The organism is Fictibacillus aquaticus (assembly GCF_002245695.1).
Lineage (GTDB): Bacteria > Bacillota > Bacilli > Bacillales > Fictibacillaceae > Fictibacillus > Fictibacillus aquaticus.
Window position 1 is genome coordinate 1 of the sequence record NZ_NOII01000036.1, and the last position, 1910, is coordinate 1910.

A 1910-nucleotide genomic window follows, 5' to 3' on the forward strand; every position below is an offset into this window, starting at 1 on the left:
CAAAGCTGTGTTAGTATTCATTGTTGATATTTGCAATTATACGAACTTTTGTTCTATAATGTTAGTAAAAGACGGTGCAAAGTAGGTGTAATCAGTGAAAGTTAGAGATATTATTAAAGCTATTCAAGATCTTAATCCAGGAGACAAACATCGTTTACGTGCGTATTTGATTGATTCTCTTACTGCGTCCTCCTCAACAGGAAATGTGTTAGATGAAATCTCGGAACGTAAGAACAAGGAAGGCTACCACTGCCCGCATTGCGAATCTGAGCATATTGTTCAAAATGGTAAATACACTACCATCGTTGATGGTGAAGAAGTTGAAAAGCAACGATACCTTTGTAAAGCTTGTAAAAAGACGTTTACTGATCTTACAAATACCACTTTGTACCGAACTCGTCGTCTAAATAAATGGGTCAAGTTCGTAGAATGTATGATAGATGGATACTCCCTACGTAAAGCAGCAGAACTAATGAATGTTAATAATTCAGATGATGATTCAGATGATATTTCTTACGTTACTTTATTTTACTGGAGACATAAGCTACTATCTTCATTAAGTAAAATGGAAATCTCTGATTTTCAAGGTATTGTGGAAATGGACGAGACTTATTTTCTTTACTCTCAAAAAGGGTCTAGAGATATTAAAGACAGAGAACCTCGGGAACGAGGTGGAGTTGCCAAAAAACGTGGAATAAGTAATGAACAAGTCTGTGTATTAGTGGCAAGGGATCGGGATAAAATAACCTTTTCTCAAGCATTAGGAATGGGTCGATTAACAAAAGAACAATTAGATAAAGCTATCGGTCATAAACTTTCTATTAAAAACGTCTTATGTACCGATTCTTGGCGTGCCTTTAAAACCTATGCTACTGAAAAGGGCATGGTTATTCATCAATTCAAATCAGATGGTAAAATCCGTACTAGAGGGATTTATCACATCCAGAACGTCAACAGCTATCACAGTAGACTAAAAGGATGGATACAACGATTTAAGGGTGTTGCAACGAAGTATCTAAATCATTATCTTACATGGTTCCAAGTACTAGAAGCCATTCATCACCAAAGAAATGACGTTAATATAAAAGATTTGATCATTAAAGGGAATTTAATCCCAAATTTGGAAACGTATGATACACTTAGGTTATCTAGATTAGCGATGTAAACATATTTCTTGTTCAACTAACGGGAGTTTAGTTAAAGAAGGATATGATTGATAAGATTTAGTTAGGTAGGTGAGAAAATGATTTATTATTCTGGTACACCAACATTAGAAACGGATCGATTAGTTCTGAGGAAGATTGAGCTTTCAGATGCTCAAGCTATATTTGACCATTGGCTTTCAGATGATCGCGTAATGGATAATCTTATAAAAGGAGCACACAAGTCTGTATCGGAAACAATTGAGAGGGTAAAAGAAATCTTAGGTAAGTATGATACACAAGAGTTCTGTTATTGGGGTATAGAGCTGAAAGCAAGTGGTGAATTGATTGGAGCTATTGATCTCTTTAATTTTGATAGCATGACTGAGAATTGTGAAGTAGGCTATTCAATCGGTTATAAATGGTGGAATAAGGGGTATGGAACTGAGGCATTAAGAGCTGTAATTGAATTTGGCTTTAGACATATGAATATTCACAAAATATCAGCAGCACATAATACTGATAATCCAGCCTCTGGAAAGATTATGCGTAAAGTTGGAATGGAACAAGAAGGAACCTTAAAACATATGATTCGCAATGCCAAGAATCTTTATAAGGATTGTGCTGTCTATGGGCTTCTTCAGGAAGATTATTTAAAAATGGAGTTATTGGACTAACGGGAGCGTTAGTTTAATAAAAACAGTTAGGCTGTCATTAATGGCAGCCTAATTTAATTGTAACAAATCAACATTAAACACTAACACAGCG

The 1910-nt window shown here is 35.3% G+C and carries 2 protein-coding genes; both read left to right on the forward strand.

What is annotated here, in order from left to right; all coding sequences use genetic code 11:
* The first annotated feature begins 94 nt into the window (after positions 1 to 94).
* On the forward strand, positions 95 to 1165 hold the full coding sequence (locus CGZ90_RS18895; protein WP_094254064.1) for an IS1595 family transposase: 1071 nt from the start codon (positions 95 to 97) through the stop codon (positions 1163 to 1165).
* Positions 1166 to 1243: 78 nt separating this feature from the next.
* A complete protein-coding gene (locus CGZ90_RS18900) occupies positions 1244 to 1819 on the forward strand; it encodes a GNAT family N-acetyltransferase (protein WP_094254065.1) in 576 nt (191 codons plus the stop codon).
* The last annotated feature ends 91 nt before the right edge of the window (positions 1820 to 1910 follow it).

Bases quoted from the DNA above. Each gene is read 5' to 3' on its own strand.
- CGZ90_RS18900 (WP_094254065.1), top strand. From the start codon at position 1,244: ATGATTTATTATTCTGGTACACCAACATTAGAAACGGATCGATTAGTT.